We start from the raw sequence: 19,347 nt of genomic DNA on the forward strand, positions 1-19,347 counted from the left end.
CCTGCCCCCTCACACCTGTGTCGTGTCCGTCGTGACCGCATGACACTGGAGAGCATGAAACACACACCTCAGTCCCATCTCGGTGCCTTTCTCCGGGCCCGTCGGGGGCAGCTCACACCGCAGGAGTGCGGTCTGCCCGACACCGACACCACACGCAAGGTCGCCGGACTACGCCGCGAGGAGGTCGCCCACCTCGCCGCGATCAGCGTCGACTACTACACCCGGCTCGAACAGGGCCGCGTCCGCGCCTCCGCCCCCGTCCTCGCCACCCTCGTCCGCGCCCTGCGCCTGGACGACGACCAACAGAGCCACCTGTTCGAACTTGCGGGCCGGAGCGGCGCACACCCGCGTCGCCGCCGGTCCGCCCAGCGGGTCCGGCCCGCCATACGGAGGCTGCTGGACCAGCTCACCGAGGCACCCGCGCTCGTCCTCGGCAGGCGCCTGGACATCCTGGCCTGGAACCCGGCCGCCGCGGCCCTCTACACCGACTTCGCCGCGATCCCGGCCGACCGGCGTAACTATGTGCACCTGCTGTTCAACGATCCGGCGGTCCGGGAACTGCACCAGGCCTGGGAGCACGACGCGCGGGACGCCGTCGGCGCGCTGCGCATGGAGGCCGCCGCCGACCCCGACGACCCCGAACTCGCCCGTCTCGTGGGCGCCTTGACGATCCGGGAGCCGGACTTCCACACCTGGTGGGCCGAGCACCGCGTCAACGGCGCCGGGTACGGCACCAAGCGGTTGCGCCACCCTCTGGTCGGCGAGCTCACCCTCGGCTGCGACACCTGGACCAGCCCGGACGGCTCCGGACAACGGCTCATGGTCCTGACCGCCGAGACAGGCACCCCTTCCCACGACGCCCTGCGCATCCTCGCTTCCTGGACCGCGCGGGAGCCCGTCGCCGACCACCCCGAGGACCTGACCCGATGACCGCCTGGACACCCGAGGACCAGACTCTCCTCACCGACACATACGCGCTCGTCCTGACCGCAGGCGACGGTGTCCACGGCAGTGTGGAAATCGGCATGGTGGTCGTCGACGGCAACCTGTACGTCCGCGCCTACCGGGGCCGTCCGCTCCCGCTGGTACCGGGCGGCCCGGGACGAGGGCCACGGACGGATCGAGGTGGCCGGTGTCACCCACGACGTCCTCCTGAGAACCCGCGACCTGGCCCTCACCCCCGTGCTGGACGACGCCTTCCGCGCCAAGTACGGCACACTCGCCGACGCCCTCGTGACGAGCCCGGAGGCGCGGGCCGCGACCATACGCATCGACCCGGCACCGCACACCCGGAAGCAGACATCATGACCGGATGGACGAAGATCGCACTCGGCTCCGGCCTGACGCCGACGTCTACGGACCCCGCACCGCCGAGACACTGATCCGCGAGGCCCTGCACCGCTACCCGGAACACGTGCCTCCTCCGCCCGCCAGATGGGCACGCTGGCCGAGCGGACGCGAGGCGCGGGATCACCGGCATCGCCGCCGTGACCGCCTACTACAACGTCGCCGCGCGCCGTGTTCGTGCCCTGGCAGCCCGTCTCGCTCACCACCTCCGGTGATCCCACCGACACCGAGGAACCTGCGGCCATCGCGGCGGTCCCGGCGTCCCTCGCCGAGACGCATGGGGCCACCGATTCTGGCGACCACGACACCCGGGCATCTGCGGGACAGCGTCGCGGCTCAGGACCTGGTGCTGCCGGCGGGGGAGATCCGTGCGATCGACGCCCTCGCGTGAGCGTCCGTGCGGACCGGACCCACCATGTGAGACCGGCACGGAACACCCGCTCCAGAACTGCTACGTTCCGCGACGTGGCGAGACACGATGCCGGCCCCGGACGAGGTGCCCAGACACATGTGGCAGGGAGTGGAATGCGCGACAACACCTTCGGCACCATGTTGCGTGCGGCACGCCAGCGGTCCGTGCTGACACTGGAAGGTCTCGCGGACACGTCGGGTGTGAGTGTCCGGGCCATCAGCGACATGGAACGGGGCCGGAGCCTGCCGCGCCGCTCGACCCTGAGCGAGCTGATGGACGCCCTCGAACTCGACGAGACCGAACGGCGGCGCCTGGTGCAGGCGGCCACCCCGCGCACCCACCAGGTTCCCCGGCAACTGCCTCCCGACCTGGCCGTGTTCCGCGGCCACGAGGAGGCGCTGAAGACCCTGCGGGAGATCACGGAACAGGCCGACGGGCAGGGCCGGCACGTCGTGATCGCCGCGGTGGGCGGCATGGCCGGAGTGGGCAAGACCACGCTGGCGGTTCACTGGGCCCACCGGATGGCCGAACGTTTCCCTGACGGCCAGCTGTATGTGAACCTGCGCGGGTTCGACGAGTCCGCGCAACCGCTGGAACCGGGCGAGGCACTCGGCGGGTTTCTGCGGGCCCTCGGGGTCCCCAGCGGCGACATACCTCCCGGTGTGCACGAGCGGGGGCTCCTCTTCCGGGAGCGGACGGCCTCCCGGCGGCTGATCGTCCTACTGGACAACGCACGGGACACCGAGCAGGTCGCGCCGTTGCTGGCCGCCGCCGGCTGTCTGACCCTCATCACCTCCCGCAACCAGTTGTTCGCACTGGCCGCCACAGAAGGTGCCGCCCTGCTCAGCCTGGACATGTGGACGCGGCGGGAGGCGCTCGCCGCGCTCGAAGCCCGGATCGGCGAGGACCGGTGCCGGTCCGAGCCGGACGCGGCGGCCGACCTGGTCGCCCTGTGCGGGTGTCTGCCACTGGCGGTCGCCGTCGTCGGCGCGCAGCTCAGCGCCGGACCCGGGCTGTCGCTGCACTCGGCCGTCCGGGATCTGCGCGCGGCCCTCCCCCGTCTGGACGCCCTCGCCACCGGCCACCACCAGGGTGACGTCAGGGCCGTCTTCTCCTGGTCCTACCGGGCACTCGGCCCGCAGACGGCACGGTTCTTCCGGAGTCTGGCCGCACATCCCGGGCCGGCCGTGACCGCCCAGGCCGCCGCCTCGCTGGCCGGCGTGGAGATGCCGGAGGGGAGGAGGCGGCTGCGCGAACTGACCACGGCCAGCCTGCTGTCCCGGGATGCCGAGGGCCGTTATGTGATGCACGACCTGATCAGGGCCTACGGCGGCGAACTCATGGAGCGGGAGCGGGACGACCGGGTCGGCGCCGAGATCCGGTTGCTGGACTACCTGCGCCACAACGCGCGCTCCGCCGGCCGGTTCGTGTCGCGCTTCCCCTCGGAGGCAGCCGACGCACCGGCACCCGGCCTCGTACGCGTCACTGTCGACGACCGCGAGGAGGCACTGGACTGGTTCCGCCGTGAGGAATCAGCCGTCGCCGCCGTATTGCGAGCGGTACGGAACCCGCGTCTGCTCCGGCACCGGGTGGACCTGGCGCTGGAGTGGGTGGGCTACAACACGGCCGCGGGCCGCTGGGCCGAGGAGGCCTCGGCCGCGCGCGAGGGCCTCGACGCGGCTCTCCTCCTCGACGACCCGGTCGCCGTCGCCCGCACCAGCGCACACCTGGCCCGCGCCCTGGTCGAGACGGGCCGGGCGGACGAGGCCGACGAGCCCGTCGACGCCATGCTCGGCCAACTGCCCCGGCTACCCACGGAACACCGGGTCCGGGTCGAACGGAACGTCAGCTTCCTGCGCGGCCGGCAACAGCGCCACGAGGAGGCGCTGGAGCATGCCCGCCGCAGCCTGGCCATCGCCCGCGCCCACTCCCGGGACGACGAGGTGGCTCGCTCCCTGATCGGTGTGGGCTTCTGCCTCGCCATGGTCGGCAGGCACGAGGAGGCCATCGCCACGGGCGAGGAGGCCGTACCCATGCTGCGGAAGCTGGAGGACCGCGGTGGAGAGGCATCCGTGTGGGACTCCATCGGTCTCGCCCAGCAACGGCTCGGTCGCCTCCGGGACGCCGTCGCCAGCTACGGCGAGTCGCTTCGGCTCGCCGAGGAGGTCCATGACGACTACATGCGGGCCGAGACCCTGGACCACCTCGCGTCCGCCCTGCTGCAACTGGGTGACCGCGCGCAGGCGCGCACCCACTGGCTGCGCGCGGCCGAGCTGCTCACCGGCCTGCGGGTACCCCGCGCCGAAACACTGCGGGCGAAGGCGGAGGCCGTCGGCTAGAAGGTCACACCGGTGTTCCAGCGGGCCCGGTGTCAGTCCGACGGTCGCACGACAAGCCGGCCACGGACGTCGCCGCGCCGGATCCGGTCCAGGCCCTTGTTCAGGTCCGCGAACGGAATCTCCTCCACCACCGGTTCGATACGGCCCCTCGCGATGAAGTCGAGCACCTGCCGCAGCTCGTCCTTGCCCGCGCCGTACGAGCCGCGTAGTTCCACGCTCTTGCGGACCAGGGTGCCGTTGGAGAAGTTCGTGGTCCTCGTGCCCAGACCGACCAGGACCACCCGGCCCTGCCGCCGTACGACGTCGATCGCGTCGGAGGTGGTGGACCCCACGCCCGCGAAGTCGATGACGGCGTCGGGCCTGTGGGCGGCGAGCGCGGTGATGTCGGTGAAGCATTCACTCGCGCCCGCCGCGTGGGCCGCGTCGAAGGTGTCCGGGTTGATGTCGACGCCGTGGACGGTGGCACCGGCGAGCGCCGCGGTACGGACCCCGTTCAGGCCGAGGCCGCCGAGGCCGATGACGGCGATCACATCGCCGGGCCGGGCGCGGGCTTCGGTGCGCACGGCGTGATAGGCAGTGACGACCGAGTCCGTGGCGACGGCCGCGTGGAGGATGGAGAGACCGTCGGGGACGGGCACAAGGGTGGAAGCGTGGACCGCCAGGCGTTCGGCGTAGCCGCCGTCGACACCGATGCCCGGCGCGAGGTCCGCCCGGACCTCGGGGTGCGCGATGATCGCGACGGCGACACGGTCGCCCACCGCGTACCTCTTGACCCCCTCACCGAGGGCGGACACCCGCCCCGCGACTTCGTGTCCGAGGGTGAAGGGCGGTCGCCGGGAGGGCTCTATGGTGCCGTCGAGGACATGGACGTCCGAGTGGCACAGCCCGGCCGCCTCGACGTCCACGACGACCCAGCCGGGCTCCGGCACCGGGTCCGGGACGTCCTCCAGCCGCAGGGGCTCGTCCTTGGACACGTATCGGAATGCCTTCATCGGTCGACTCCAGTGTGCGATCGGCGCGGACGGTCCGCGGGTCAGAGATACCCCGGAGGCTGTTCAGCCCGGCAGGCCGCGCGGGCCGGTGAGGGCCGCCTCGGGCAGGTCCTCCGGGCGGAGGGTGGTGAGCGCCTCCAGGTCGGGTGCGGCCAGCGACGCCAGCCGGCCGGCCTGCCGGGTCATCATGGTCTCCAGCAGCTGCCGGGCCAGCCGCGCGTTGCCGAAACTCCTGGTGCGCGGCAGGGCGTCGAGGTGCGATCGCAACGCCTCCAAGGTCGGCGGCGCGCACACGTATCCCGCGGTCGTCGCCTGCTCCTCCATGATCGACAACAGTTCGTCGGTGGAGTAGTCCTCGAAGGTGACGTACCGGGAGAAACGCGAGGCCAGGCCCGGGTTGGAGGCCAGGAACCGATCCATCTCCACGGGGTAGCCGGCGACGATCACCACGACCTCGTCGCGCCGGTCCTCCATCAGCTTCAGCAGGGTGTCCACGGCCTCGCGGCCGAAGTCCTGCGGCGAGTTCTCCGGCGTCAGCGTGTACGCCTCGTCGATGAAGAGGACACCGCCGACGGCCTCCTCGAACTTCTCGGTGGTCAACTGCGCCGTGTGTCCGATGTAGCGTCCGACCAGGTCGGCGCGAGCAACCTCGACAAGCTGCCCCTGAGGGAGCACCCCGAAGGACTTCAGCAGGTCGGCGTAGAGCCGGGCCACTGTGGTCTTGCCGGTGCCGGGCGGGCCGGAGAATACGGCGTGGTGGCTGACCGACGGGGTCGGCAGACCCAGCGCGGCCCGTTGCTGGTAGTTGGTGAGCAGATCGACGATGCCGCCGACCTCCCGCTTGACGGACGCCAGTCCGGTCATGGCCTGCAGCCGGGCGAGCACGTCTGAGTCGCCGGGCTTGTCCTTCTTGACCTCCGTGCGCAGTTCCTCGGCCAAGTCGGCGCCGACGTCCTCGGGCAGCATCTGCATCAGATCCGCCTCGCTGGCCTCGGGCAGGGTGGCCAGCCGCAGGGACTGCCGGTCGACCATCTCCTCGAAGACCTGGCGGGCGGCCCGGCCGTTGCCGAAGGTCGCGTCCCGCCGCATCCGGGAGAACCGCAGGTCCAGGGCCTCCCTGGCGAGCGGGCCGAGCACATAGCGGTGGCCCGCGCACATGGACTCGGTGATGGTGACGAGCTCGTCCACCGCGTAGTTCTCGAACTCGATGGTCCGGGTGAAGCGAGAGGCCAGGCCCGGGTTGGCGGCGAGGAAGTCCTCCATTTCCTTCGGATAGCCCGCGACGATGACGACGGTGTCGTCCCGGTGGTCCTCGATCAGCTTCACCAGGGTGTCGATGGCCTCCTGGCCGAAGTCGACGCTGGAGCCCTTGCTGTCCGACAGCAGGGTGTACGCCTCGTCGATGAAAAGCACACCACCCTGCGCCTGTTCGAACACCTCGGTGGTCTTGATCGCGGTGCCGCCGATCACCTGGGCGACCAGGTCGGCGCGGGCCACCTCGACGATGTGGCCGGACGACAGCATCCCGAGGCTCGCCAGGATTCCGCCGTAGAGCCGGGCGACCGTGGTCTTGCCGGTGCCGGGGGGACCCGCGAAGACCAGATGGCGGCTCATCGGCGGGGCGGGGATGCCCAGTTGGGCCCGTCGCTGGGCGAGCTTGCCCAGGCTGACGAGCATGTTGACCTGTTCCTTGACGTTGGTGAGGCCGACGAGGTCGTTCAACTCGGCGACCAGGGCGTTCTCCGACACCCCGCCTCCCGTGGAGCCGGACCCGCCATTCTCGGGCAAGACGGGATCGGTGGCCGGGTCGGTGCCCTCGTCGGGGGACTTGTTGTCGACGCTGGTGAGACCCGAGAGCGTGAACTCGCCCCGGGACGGCGCGCGTTTGATCCCGGAGCCGCGGTTGGAGCGCACCGTGCAGTCGGTGACCTCGACCGAGCAGTCGGTGTCGATTCGGATCCCGTCTCCGGCGTTCCCGCCGAACTCGCAGGACTTCAGCGCGGCCCGGCCGCCCGTGCCGACGAGGGCGCCGTGCCCGCCGCTGCCGAGCACCCGGGTGCGGACGAGGGTCAGGTCGCCGTCCGTCTCGACCGCCGCGCCCGAGGCGGAACAGCCCGAGATCTCGCAGTCCCGCAGGGTCACCCGGCCGTCGCCGCCGACGCACACACCGGATCGGCCCGCGCCGCGCAGGGCCGAGGTCCCGACATGCGGATTACCGCCGCCCTCCACCCGCAGGGCATGGCCCGCGCAGTCGCCGACCTCGCAGTCCTCGAACCGGCCACGGCTGTTCCCACCGACCAGGATGCCCGCGCCACGCGCCTCCGTGATCCGCGCCCGGCGCAGCAACGGATTGGCCCCGGAAGAGAGCGACACACCGTGCCCGCCGGGCCGTACGACGTCCAACTGGTCGAACTCCGCGACTGATTCGCCCTCCAGCAGCACTCCGACGGCCTTGCTGTTCGTCACCCGGGTGCCGGTCAGTGACGGGGTGCTGGACTCGTCGACGTACACCGCGGCCTCCTCGGCGGAGTCGAACGCGCAGTTCACGAAGTAGCCCCGGGAGCGGCCGGTGACGTACAGGCCGCTGCCCTTGGTGCGGGAGGTCTCGCAGTAGGACAGCTGCGGATCGGAGCGCTCCGCCACCACGAAGCCGTGGCCCGCGGAGTCGAAGACCTGGACATGGGACAACTCGGTGCGGGCGGAGCTGGCGAGATGGACACCCACCGAGCAGTCGCGCAGCGTCGCGCGTGTCACCCGCAGCGACGTATCGCCTTCCAGGGCGAGTCCGGGCTTCTCCACGGAGGTGATCTCGCAGTCCTCCAGGACGCCCCGTGACTGGCCGTTGGCCAGCACGCCGTTGCCACGCGCGTCGCGGATACGGCAGTTGCGCACGTCGGCGCGGCCCTGCTCGCTGATCACCACGGCGGAGGTTCCCAGGTTCTCGATCAGGCAGTCCTCGATGACGCTGCCGATGGCGCCGGCCTCCACCACACCCGCGCCGACCGGGTTGGTGATCCGGCAGGAACGCACGGCGAGGGAGCCACTGCCCCGGCTGAGCAGGGCCGTCCAGCCCGCACCGAGGACCTCGCAGCCGTCGAGGGCGACCTGGCCGCGGACCGCGTCGATCACCGGCAGTTCGCCCTCGCCCGCCCGCAGCACCAGGTCGGTGAGCATCACCGCGTCGGCGGCGAGCGTGACGGCGGCGCCCCGGTCGGGGGCGATCTCCACACTGCCGGGCGGACCGTCGGCGACGATGGTCACCCGGGTGTTCACCACCAGGGTCTCCCGGTAGCTGCCCGGCCGGACGCTGATGACGGCCCCCGACCGGGCGTTGGCGAGCGCCGCGCCGATGGTGGTGTGGTCGCACCCGTTCTCCCGGCCGACGGTGATCAGATGGCGGGCCACGCCTGCTCCTTCATGTTCGCGGTGTTGGCGATGGGTTCAGTGCTGGGTGCCGGCGGCCCAGAGCGTCTGATCGTCGGCGCTCAGGATCGTGACGTTGCCGTCGTTCTGGATGACCAGCTTGGCCGCCGTGTGGCCGCCCGTCCGGGAGGACCACAGGGTCTGCTGGTAGGCGGAGCGGACGACGAGTTCGCCGTCCGCCTTGAACGTGGCGTAGTTGCTCTGCCCGGAGGTGTGCGACGACCAGCGGACCGTGCCGTTCTCGTCGGAGATGACGAGGTCGCCGTCGGCGCGCATCGTGATCCGCATCCGGTCGGAGTGCACGGACTCCCCCGAGCGCAGAGTGAACGTGGAGGCGAAGACCTCGGTGCTCCAGGCGGGGGCGGGATCCGCGGCGACGCTCTGACCGGCAGGTGTGTCGGACGAGGTGTCGGCAGAGGTGTCCGAAGTGGTGTCGGACGCCGTGGCGGAGGTGTCCGTCGGGGTGTCCTCCGTCGACGAGGACGAGACCGCCTGCGTGCGGTCCTCGGACAGCGCGTTGGACGCACCGGACGTACCAGATGTGCCGGGCGTGTCGTTCGTACCGCCTGTGGCCGTGCCGGCGTCGTCCACCGGCGTCAGGGCGGAACCGGACGCCGTGGGCTTCGTCGTGGCGGCCGTGTCGGCGCCGGTGGACGCCGTCGCGCCCACGCGCGCGGCAACGGGGTCGGCGACGGCGTCGGACGACACGGCTGTGGTGGCACCGGACGGCTTGGCGGCGGTTACAGCGGTCGCCTTCACGGGCGTCGCCTTCACGGGGGTCTCGGCACCCGTCGCCCCCGTAGCCCGGGCGGTCGTCGCTACGGGCCGGGACGCGGCGGCGGCCTCCTTGGCAGGGGTGTCCTGGGAGGCCGCGGCGGCCACCGTCTGCTCCGGCGTGTAGGCGTCGGGCGCCTGGGCGCCAGAATCGGCCCCCGCCCCCGACCCTGATCCCGACCCGGAGGCGTCGGCCGCCAGCACCCCGGGCACCAGGGGGGAGTCCGCCGCCGTCTGGGTGTCACCGGCCGCGGCGGCGCCGCCCGAACCGTGCCAGGACCCGGCGTCGGGGTCCAGCAGGTTGTCGGCGGACGTCGTGGCGCCGCCGGTCACGGAACCCTGCACCGGCAGCTGGCCGGGGTAGGCGTCGGGGTGCCGGTCGGCAGCACCCCCGCCCTCCACCGCCACCGGATCCGCCTTGCCGAGACCCTCGTACGTCGTCGTGTGGTCCTTGGCGTTGGACGCCAGGAACGGAGTGGCCGCGACGACCGCGCCGGCCACGGCGGCGGCGACCAGGAATGGTAGTTCGGTCACCTTCGAGGTCAGCCATCTGCCCGAATGGCGCTGCGGCGGGGCCGCCACGCCCTCGGCGCCGGTGGACTCCGCCGTCTGGCCCGCCTCGTCCGTACCGCGCGGGCGCCAGGCGGCCGGGTCGGCCTCCGGCTCGCTCTCCGCGGTGCGGGACGCGGCCAGGACCGAGGAGAGCGACCGGAGCGTGCTCTCGTCGTTCGCGGCTCCCAGCGGATCCGCCGGAGCGAGGGGGGACATACTCACTCCGTCGGGCATGGGTAGCGCTGCGGCGCGGCGGATGCGCCGCTCGGCGCGCGCCCCGCCGCTCGGCGCGATCGGTTCGGCGGTGGACCTCGGCGTTCTGGGGGACATGACGCTCCTCGTGGGGGGACGCTGGACGTGGGTGTTGCTGAGGGCCGACTGCTGTCGGGAGGGACCGGCCGCCTAGGCGACCGGGTTCGGGAACTGAGCCGTTCCGGGGCGCGGGGCCGGTGGGTCCGCGCCCGCTCCGGGCTCGGCGGAGGGCAGGTCGAGCATGCTCCGCAGGCGTTTGAGGAGAGCCGCGTCGAGCTGCGCGGAAGGGTTGTGCGCCTGTGGTGGCATCTCCTGGAGGAGGCCCACGGTGGCCGCACCGTGGCGGACCACACCCAGGACCCGGAACCTGGACTCCCGCGCGAACAGGATGTCCTGGCCGACCTCGTCGGCACCGGTTCCAGTACGACGGCCGGTAACGGACCAGATGAGGACGTGGTCGACGGACGCTCCCGGGTAGGGCTGGGCCGTCGACACCGCACGCACCGGCACGGTCGCCTCCCACTCCTCCCCCACCGCATCCGGCGCGAGACGCGAGACGAGTTCCTGGGCGGTGCTCATCGCGGCACCCCGGTAAGTGGGCAGTCGGCGCATGCCGGACCGCAGACAGCGCAGCAGTGTCCGGCCCTGGTCGTGGCCCTCCGCGAGGCTGACCCGCAGTTGCGCCTCGTCCACCGCCGTCATGTAGACGTGCACCGCGACCAGTTCCGCCGTCATGGCGTCGGACAGCTCGCGCTCCTCGCCCGAGAACAGACACTCCATGATCTCCGGGACGGCCGCGCGGTGCTGCTCCCAGTACGGGCCAAGCAGGCCGCGCAATGTCACATGGTCTGGACCCGAGGCACCGCTCCCGGTTCCGGCTCCGGCCCCGGCCCCGGCCCCGGGGGACGTGTCCGCGCCACGAGGGCGGGCGGTTCCGCGACCAAGCGGCCCGGAGAGGGCGCCGGTGCCCGTGGGTGAGGGCGGGGACGTCTCCGCGGTTGCGGTCGCCGGTGCCGGTATTCCCTGCTCAGGAGTCGGATCGGGGATCTCACTCGCGGTTGCCTCGGAGGCAGGGGGCACAGGCGTGGAGGCCGTGCCCGGCTGGCTCGAGGCCGTGCCCGGCGCGAGCTTCGAAGCGGTGGCGGACGACAGGTGCCCGGCGAGCGGAGACACCTGCTCCTCCGACCGCACTCCCACACCAGCTTCCACCACTGTCTCCGACGGGGTCGGAACCGGCTCCGCCCGGGTCTGCGTGGGCAGTTCCCGTGCGGGTGCGGGTGTTTGCGCGATCGTCGCGAGATCCGGGTACGTCGGCCCGCCGGTCGCTGATGTATCAGGTGTCTTCTCCACCTCTGCCGCCCCTTCCGTTCCGTCTACGTCCGCGTCCTCGTCCGTCCGCGGGCCCTGGGCCTGCGGTGTACGCACCGCGGACGCCCGGCCCAGGGACGGGAAGGACTCCTCGGCCGACGGCGCGGAAACTACGGACCGCGCCGCCCCGCCCTCGGTCTCGGCCGCCGCGCCGGTCTCGTCCGGCGTCAGGGGCATGAGGGAGAAGTTGTGCCGGACGGTGAGCCGCCGCAGTCTCTGCACGCCCTTGCTGCCGAGCACGCCGTGGACATGGACGACGGCCCGTTCGCGCACCTCGGGTTCGAGTTCGCCGAAGAGACGGTCCAGGCTCGGCCAGAGCGCGTCGTCGAGAGCCCGGCGCGGGGCCCCGAGTTCGATGGCGACGGTGTCCGCGCCGGCCGTGCGGGTCCAGGTGGCCGACGGAGGCTCGGTGCTGCGCGGTCCGGCCCACAGGCCGGCGGGCGTGAGCGCCATCTACAGGTCCGGTCGAACGGCAGAGCCCCGGGCTCCGTCCCCTGGAGCAGTTCGACGGGCGTACGCCACGCGGTGACACGCGCGCGTTCCATACGGCCATCCGTGACGGGCGCGCAGGTTAGCGTCTGCGCGAACGGCCGCCAGGCAGGTTTCCCCTCGGCATCGACCAGGTACAGCTCCGTCGACACCTCGCCCGTCTCGTCGCCGTCTGCGTTCACGTCGTCGACCACCACCGGTACGCCGTTGGCCACGTGCACATCGGTCCCGAGCAGGTCCGCCACCTGCTGCCCGGTCTCCAGCAGGGAACTCCCGTCCAGGGACAGCAGGCGGATGTCCTTGCGCACGCGCCCGGGCAGGGCGGCGATCACCGTCGCCAGTCCTGCGGCGGGCACGCTCGCCGTTTCGACGAGCAGGTGCGGCCGGTCCGGGTCGGGCGGAACGGCATAGGGCAGGGTGTGCACAGCTGCGGAGGCCGTACCGGTGGGACGGATCATCAGGCCGGCCGGTACCGGCTCGACGACGTGGTCGGGGACCGCGTCGTGGTCCATCCGCCGCAACGCCGACTCCCAGTCGGGGATCGGCAGTCGGCTGCCCACGGCCCGTGGCACCTCGCCGACGGAGAAGTGCCACCAGCCGCCGGGCGCGTCGGGGAGACCTGGCGAGAAGAGGGTGCCGTCCGGGACGACGACCGCGGGTCCGGCGGTGGCCAGGACGTCGAGTTCCCAGCGCTCGCAGATGAGCCTGGCCGTGGAGGGCCGGCCTTCGGCCTCGTTGGCTCCGGCGGACATCACCAGCCGTAGCAGTCGAACGTTCTCGTCCTTGAACTCCTGCAGTACGGGGGCGAGTCGTTCGCACAGGCCCTCGACGCCCTCCTCCCCGAGGGAGGCGCCGACGAGGACGATCGCCTCGTCGGGGCGGACGGGTCCGAGCCGGTCGGCGAGGTCCGCGAGCCGTCGCGGTGGTGTGCCGCCGGTGTGCACCAAGTGAACGTGTTCACGGGCGCGCGAGATCGTCAGGCGGGTGGCCGCGCTGCGGTCGGTGGGTCCGCCGCGCCGGGCGGTGCCGCGCCGGATCATCGCATACTCCTCACGAGGACCGTGGTCATGCGATCCTCACAACTTGCGGTCACATCCGGCCGGGAAGGGCATCGGCGTGCGCCCCGGCTCGGGAAGTGTCCTGTCGGTGACGGCGGGCCGGTGCCCAGCCGAGACCGGACGGAAAACAGGCGTCCTGCGGTTACATGTCTCATGAGGTCACATGCGGTTCGGACGGAACGGCCCATCCTCACACGTATCTCATGTACTGAGCTTACCCGCTGACGGCAGCGAGCGAGTCTGGGTGTCCCGCTCGGAACACGATCGTCACATGTGGCGCCGGGCGGCCGTCGCGAGCTGACTAACATGTGCTCATGTCCCCCGCTCACCGGGGACACGCGATCGGATGCTGGTAGGTCCTCCGTCGATGCCTCAGTCTCCCGCGCGGACTCCGTCTGCACCTCCGCACGTCAACTGCTCGCCACGGCCAGGGATTTGGATGATATGACCGACGACAGCCCCTTTCTCCGCCGTCCACCTCGCGCCCCCCGGAAGGCAGGTGTGTCAGGGTTCCGACCGGCGTACGAGTCCGGCGCGTCCCGTCTGTCGGTGCTGGCGCCGCTGCTCGGGGCGGTACTCGCGATGGCTCCGGCGGTGAGCGCCTCGGCCGCGGCCCCGGCGGCGACACCGTCCGCGTCAGCCTCGACCGGCCCCCAACTGCGGTTGATCCCCTCCTCGTTGGACCCCGACTCCGACGCCTGCACCAAGGCCTCGAAGACGCAGGTGGGCAGCGCTCCCTGGGCGCAGCTGAGCCTGGACGTGGCACAGGCCAACGGGTACACCCAGGGCGCCGGCGTCCTGGTCGGCGTGGTGGACACCGGTGTCGCGCCGCAGGCCACCGGGATCGCCGGGCGCGTGCGGGCGAGCGGCGTTGCCGCGCAGGACTGTGTGGGGCACGGCACGTTCCTGGCCGGGGTGATCGCCGCTTCGGCCGTGCCCGGGAGCGGGTTCGCCGGTGTGGCGCCCAAGGCCCGTATCGTCGCCGAACGGGGCACGGACCAGTGGGGGCGGCCGAGCGCCGACCTGGTCGCCCAGGGGATCGAGGCGGCCGTCGGCGCCGGGGCGAAGGTGGTGGACGTCTCGGCGGCCCTGCCCAAGGAGACCGCCCAGCTACGGGCCGCGATCGAGCACGCGACGGCCGAGGATGTGCTGGTGGTGGCCCCGGCGGCGCCCGACACCGCGCCGGAGGGGACCTCCACGCAGGCGTCCGCTCCGCCGCCCGCCTCCTACTGGCCGGGCTCGGCGAACGGTGTGCTCTCGGTCGTGGACGTCGACATCGACGGCGAACGGCCCGACGACGTCCCTCAGCCGGCGCGCGCCGACCTGGCGGCGCCCGGCGAGGGCATCACCGGGATCGGGCCGAAGGGCACGGGCAACTATGTCGCGAACGGCGCTTCCGTGGCCGCGGCCTTCGTGGCGGGGACGGCCGCCCTGGTACGGGCGCACATGCCGAAGCTCACGGCCGCCCAGACCGCCGCCCGGCTCAAGGCAACCGCCGCGCACGCGTCGGTGCCGCTGCTCGATCCCTCCGGCGCGCTCAGCACGGTCCTGCCCACGACGGTGCCGTCCGCCGCCCCCGACGCACCGCTGCGTCTGCCCGAGGCCGCGCCGACGAGCCACATCGTGCCCCGTGCCTGGGCGTTGGCCGGAGCAAGCCTGCTGCTGGGCGTCCTGGCAGCCGCCGCCATGGCCGTGACCCGCCTCCGCACGTCCCGCCGCGCGCAGCGCGGCGGCCGGGCCTGACACGCCCACACCTCGCCGAGACCCGAACCACACACGGGCGGCGGGCACCGTCGTCGGGCCGGGTCGGCCGGGTGGGCCAGCTCCCCACCCGCCGAAGGCCCGCACCGACTGTCGGCGCCGACACCTCCCCCGCCCGAACACTCACTCACCTGGGGCGCCCGGCCCCAGCCACGGACGAAATTCCAGCAGTCCCCCACCCGCTGGTGCCAGTGACTTGGCCGAGCCCACCTCACGCAGACCCCGGGACCGGCCTCACCGCCCCACCGGCACCTCCGTGTTCTCGTCCTCCAGGAACGCCGTCTGGATCTGGGTGACGCTGCGGCGTGTGATGTAGTTGCCGCGGCCGGGTGGCAGGATCCGTGGCTTGACGCTGCCGAACACGTATCCCTCGCTGGGCGGGCAGGACAGCAGCAGACCCGGCGCGTTCACCTCCAGCAGGCGCCGTACGAGCGGGTCGTTGAGGCCGCGCATCGCGTTGGCCGCCGAGCGGGTGACGACCATGTGCAGGCCCACTTCGTAGCCCAGTGGCAGGTATTCGAGCAAGGGCTCGAAGGCTGTCCGCAAGGGGGTGGCGACGAGGTCGTAGTCATCGACGAGGACGAACAGTCGCGGCCCCACCCACCAGTCGGCCTGCCGCATCCGGGCGGGGGTGATCTCCGGGCCGGGGGTACGTGTCTTCAAGGCGCGGGCCACGCCCTGGACGTACTCGTCGAGCTGGTCCACCGACACCGCGTGCCCCAGCCGGTACGCCTCGGGCACCGACCCGACGAGTTCGCGGCGGAAATCGACGGCGAGGATACGTGCCTCGGACGGGGTGAACCGATCCGTGACCGCCTTCGTGACCAGGCGCAGCAGGTTGGTCTTGCCCGACTCGGTGTCGCCGAAGGCCACCAGGTGCGGGGTGTCGGCGAAGTTGTGCCAGGCGGGCGCCAGTTCCTTCTCCTCGACTCCCAGCGGGATGTGGAAACGGCGTCCCTCGGGCGAGGGGGCCAGTTCGCGGGCGTCGAGCACGGCCGGCAGCATCCGTACGGGCGGGGCGAGCGGCCCTTGCCAGGCGTCCGCCACGGCCCGCACCAGGTCCGTGACGCCGTCGCCGAGGTCGGCGGCGTCGCCGACGCCGTCGATGCGCGGCAGCGCGGTGAGAAAGTGCAGTTTGGAGTCGACCGTCAGGCCGCGGCCGGGGAGGCGCGGGACGTTCCGGGCCATCCGAATGTCGATCATGGAGTCCAGTGGGTCGCCCATCCGCAGTTCCAGCTTGGTCGCCGACTGGTCGCGGACGGCGGCGGACAGTTCGACCCAGCGGGTGGTGGTGGTCACCACGTGGATGCCGTAGTTCAGACCGCTCGTGGCGAGTTGACCAATCGTCTGCACGTAGTCCTGGAAGTCCTGACGGAGGGTCTGCCAACCGTCGATCACCAGGAACACGTCACCGTGCCGCTCCTCGGGGAACTCGCCCGCCGCCCGGCGCCGCCGGAGTGTGGCCATCGAGTCGATGCCGTGCTCCAGGAAGAGCCGCTCGCGGTGGGCGAGCAGTGACTGCATCTCGGCCACCGTGCGCGCGACCCGTTCGCCCTCCAGCCGGCCGGCGACGCCGCCGACGTGCGGCAGGCCCGCCAGCGCGGCGAGTGAGCCGCCGCCGAAGTCGAGGCAGTAGAACTGCACTTCGCGCGGGGTGTGGGTGAGGGCGAGGGAGGTGATCAGGTTGCGGGCGAGGGTGGACTTGCCGCTCTGCGGGCCACCGCCGATGGTCACATGTCCGCCGGCCCCGCCGAGATCCACCATCAGCAGATCACGTATCTGCTCGAAGGGTTTGTCCACGATGCCGAGCGGCACACTCAGCTTGCCGCGTCCCTCCCAGTCGAGGGTGGTGAGACCGAACTCGGCGTCGGGGACGAGCAGCGGCAGCAGCGCGTCGAGGGTCGGCGGTGCGCCCAGCGGCGGCAGCCACACCTGGTAGGCGGGCGGTCCCGCGTCACGCAGTTTGTCGATGGCCACCGCCATCAGGCTGGTGTCGTCCTCCTCGTCCTTCCCGGTCGCGGCGGTCCGCTCCGGTTCCTCGGGCTTCGGCTCCTCGCGGGTGTTGACCCAGTCCCCGGTCCAGGGCACCACCTGACCGGCGATCTTCTCCTGGGCGAGCGCGCCGACCCGCTGCCGGTAGGCGCCCGACACATAGGCGGCGCGGAAGCGGGTGAGGGGTTCCACACCGCTCTTGAGGTAGCCGGCCCCCGGCTGGGAGGGCAGTTCGTAGGCGTCGGGCACCCCCAGCACACCCCGGCTCTCCATCGCGGAGAACGTCCGCAGACCGATGCGGTACGACAGATGGCTCTCCAACTGGTGCATACGGCCCTCGTCCAGGCGCTGCGAGGCGAGCAGTAGATGGACGCCGAGGGAGCGGCCCAGGCGGCCGATGGCCACGAACAGGTCCATGAACTCGCGGTGCGCGGACAGCAGTTCGCTGAACTCGTCGACGACCACGAGCAGGCTGGGCAGCGGCTCCAGGTCCGCTCCGGCGGCGCGCGCCTTCTCGTAGTCCAGCGCGGAGGTGTAGTTGCCGGCGCTGCGCAGCAGTTCCTGACGGCGCTGCATCTCGCCGCGCAGCGCGTCCTGCATACGGTCCACCAGCGCGGCCTCGTCGGCCAGGTTGGTGATCACCGCGGAGGTGTGCGGAAGGGCGTCGAAGCCGAGGAAGGTGGCGCCGCCCTTGAAGTCGACGAGGACGAAGTTGAGCGTCTCGGACGAGTGGCCGAGGGCCAGTCCGAGGACCAGGGTGCGCAGCAGTTCGCTCTTGCCGGAGCCGGTGGCGCCGATGAGCATGCCGTGCGGGCCCATGCCGTCCTGAGCGGACTCCTTGATGTCGAGTTCCACCGGCCGGCCGTCGGCCCCGACGGCGATGGGCACGCGCAGGCGCCTGTTCTGGGAAGCGCGGCGGTCCCAGTACTCCTGCGGGACATACCGGTGCAGGTCGGGGATCCCGAGCAGGCTGGTGAGCTGGATGTCGGTGGCCAGTGGCTGAGCAGCCTCGGCGGTCACGCCTGTGCGCATCGATGCGAGGTGGGCGGCGAGGGACCGGGCGGCGGCCGGGCCGAGCCGGTCGGCGCGGCCGAGCGCGATCGAAGTCTCCTTGCGATTGCTGTCGGTCCGTACGATCTTCACCTCGTCGTACATCCCGATGGCCCCCGTGCTGCCTGCGGCTCCCGCGGTGCCAGCCTCCGCCGGCTGCCCGGACTCCTCGACGAGCAGCCGCAGGACGGTGCGGCCAGGCTTCCAGGCCAGTCCGTCGGAGACGTCCAGCACCACCGTGTTGCGGAAGCCTGCGCGCTCGAACCGGTGTCCGGAGGGCACTTGGCCGCCGTCGAGGACCACGACCACGTACGGTTCGTCCTTGCTCGGCGACACCCCCGCCTCGAACACCCCGCGGTCGGCCAGCTCCTCGCCCAGCAGGTCCTCCAGCTCGGCGAGCGTCGAGGTGATCAGCCGGGCCGGTCCCGCGCCGTCGGACTCCTTCGGGTGCAGGGCGTGGGGCAGCCACTTCCCCCACTCCCACTCCACCCGGTTCTCCGGCGCCACGCAGAAGACGATCATCAGGTCCTGCGGGGTGTGCAGCACGGCGAGTTGGGCGAGCAGTGCGCGGACGGTATCGAGGATCTTCTCCCGCTCACCCCGGAACAGGACCCGCGACCACGCCCGCAGGAAGATGGCGATGGGCTGCTCGGGCACGGTGGAATAGGCGTTGATGAAGGCGCGCAGCGCCTGCGCGGAGAGCGGGTCGAGGTCCTCGACCGGCTTCGCCGTCTTGTTGACCAGTTGCATCGCGAGCCGCTGCTCGCCGACGGCGATGCGCACCTCGGCGAAGTCCTGATCGGAGGTGCGCCGTTCCCAGAGCCGGGAGGTCCGCGCGAGCGACCACAGGGCGGCGGGTTCGGGATGCCTCCAGGCCAGCGCCCGTTGCTGCTCGGCGACCGCGGAGCGCACCCGGCGCCGCACCCCGCCGAGATAGCGCAGGTAGTCACGGCGTACGCCCTGCATCTTCTGCTTACGCTCGGAGCCGGACTTCACCAGCTGTCCGACCAGCATCGTGATCATCGACAGCAGCATCAGGCCGACCACCAGATAGATGATCGGGCCCGTTCCGCTGCCGATACGTGTGTACAGCAGCACCATGCCGACGGACATGCCCGCCATCGGCAGGTAGGTGAGCATGTTGGCCGCGGACGACGGTGTCACCTCGGCGAGCGTCGGCGGCTCCTGGAGCGTCAGCTCGCCGTCGGGCAGTTCCGGTCCGCGGCGGCGGGCCGGCCTGCGGAAGAAAACCACACTCAACTGGGCTCTCCTTCAACTGTGCACGGGCGGTCAACAGGGCCCCGGGCAAGGGAGTTGAGGGGCCTGGAGAGCGGCTCACCGCAGGAGGAACACGGGTGTCGCGCCGGTGGACGGCGCTGACGCCGGGCCGCGGTGGCATCGGGACCACCGATGGACACGTGTGCCCCGGGGCTCGGGTGAGGAGACGCTTCCGGCCATGAGAGTATCTGACTGTCAGGTATCTCCGACGATGGTATCGGCGGCCCCGACCGTCCCACGCTCCACCCGGCACAGCGATG

General features: G+C 71.9%; 9 protein-coding genes. 4 read left to right on the forward strand and 5 right to left on the reverse strand.

Annotated features, from left to right (window positions below):
- Window positions 1-54: 54 nt before the first annotated feature.
- The 3 genes from ABZ453_RS08315 to ABZ453_RS08325 all read left to right on the forward strand — a co-directional run bounded on the left by ABZ453_RS08315 (window position 55) and on the right by ABZ453_RS08325 (window position 4,098).
- Window positions 55-930 carry a helix-turn-helix domain-containing protein gene (locus ABZ453_RS08315; RefSeq protein ID WP_359012830.1) on the forward strand — a complete coding sequence of 292 codons (876 nt, stop codon included), beginning with the start codon at window positions 55-57 and terminating at the stop codon, window positions 928-930.
- A gap of 69 nt (window positions 931-999) precedes the next feature.
- Window positions 1,000-1,308 (forward strand): DUF2255 family protein, encoded by a 309-nt coding sequence (locus tag ABZ453_RS08320; RefSeq protein ID WP_359012832.1) that lies wholly within the window; start codon window positions 1,000-1,002, stop codon window positions 1,306-1,308.
- 564 nt (window positions 1,309-1,872) lie between these two features.
- Window positions 1,873-4,098: a tetratricopeptide repeat protein gene (locus ABZ453_RS08325; RefSeq protein WP_359012834.1), complete on the forward strand. Its 2,226-nt coding sequence runs from the start codon at window positions 1,873-1,875 to the stop codon at window positions 4,096-4,098.
- A gap of 32 nt (window positions 4,099-4,130) precedes the next feature.
- Here ABZ453_RS08325 and ABZ453_RS08330 read toward each other — a convergent pair whose 3' ends face one another.
- The 4 genes from ABZ453_RS08330 to ABZ453_RS08345 all read right to left on the reverse strand — a co-directional run bounded on the left by ABZ453_RS08330 (window position 4,131) and on the right by ABZ453_RS08345 (window position 11,912).
- On the reverse strand, window positions 4,131-5,090 hold the full coding sequence (locus tag ABZ453_RS08330; protein ID WP_359012836.1) for a zinc-binding dehydrogenase: 960 nt from the start codon (window positions 5,088-5,090) through the stop codon (window positions 4,131-4,133).
- Between the two features lie 63 nt (window positions 5,091-5,153).
- Window positions 5,154-8,495, reverse strand: a complete 3,342-nt coding sequence (locus ABZ453_RS08335; protein ID WP_359012838.1) for a right-handed parallel beta-helix repeat-containing protein — start codon at window positions 8,493-8,495, stop codon at window positions 5,154-5,156.
- Window positions 8,496-8,531: 36 nt separating this feature from the next.
- Window positions 8,532-10,169 (reverse strand): hypothetical protein, encoded by a 1,638-nt coding sequence (locus tag ABZ453_RS08340; RefSeq protein ID WP_359012840.1) that lies wholly within the window; start codon window positions 10,167-10,169, stop codon window positions 8,532-8,534.
- Between the two features lie 72 nt (window positions 10,170-10,241).
- Window positions 10,242-11,912 (reverse strand): hypothetical protein, encoded by a 1,671-nt coding sequence (locus ABZ453_RS08345; RefSeq protein WP_359012842.1) that lies wholly within the window; start codon window positions 11,910-11,912, stop codon window positions 10,242-10,244.
- A 1,595-nt stretch (window positions 11,913-13,507) separates the two neighbouring features.
- Between ABZ453_RS08345 and ABZ453_RS08350 the strand changes: the two genes are divergently transcribed.
- Window positions 13,508-14,749 (forward strand): S8 family serine peptidase, encoded by a 1,242-nt coding sequence (locus ABZ453_RS08350; protein ID WP_359012844.1) that lies wholly within the window; start codon window positions 13,508-13,510, stop codon window positions 14,747-14,749.
- A 252-nt stretch (window positions 14,750-15,001) separates the two neighbouring features.
- Here the strand turns inward: ABZ453_RS08350 and eccCa are convergent, their stop codons facing one another.
- Window positions 15,002-19,063 (reverse strand): type VII secretion protein EccCa, encoded by a 4,062-nt coding sequence (gene eccCa / locus ABZ453_RS08355; protein ID WP_359012999.1) that lies wholly within the window; start codon window positions 19,061-19,063, stop codon window positions 15,002-15,004.
- Window positions 19,064-19,347 lie beyond the last annotated feature (284 nt).

The organism is Streptomyces sp. NPDC005799 (genome assembly GCF_040630525.1).
GTDB lineage: Bacteria > Actinomycetota > Actinomycetes > Streptomycetales > Streptomycetaceae > Streptomyces > Streptomyces griseorubiginosus_B.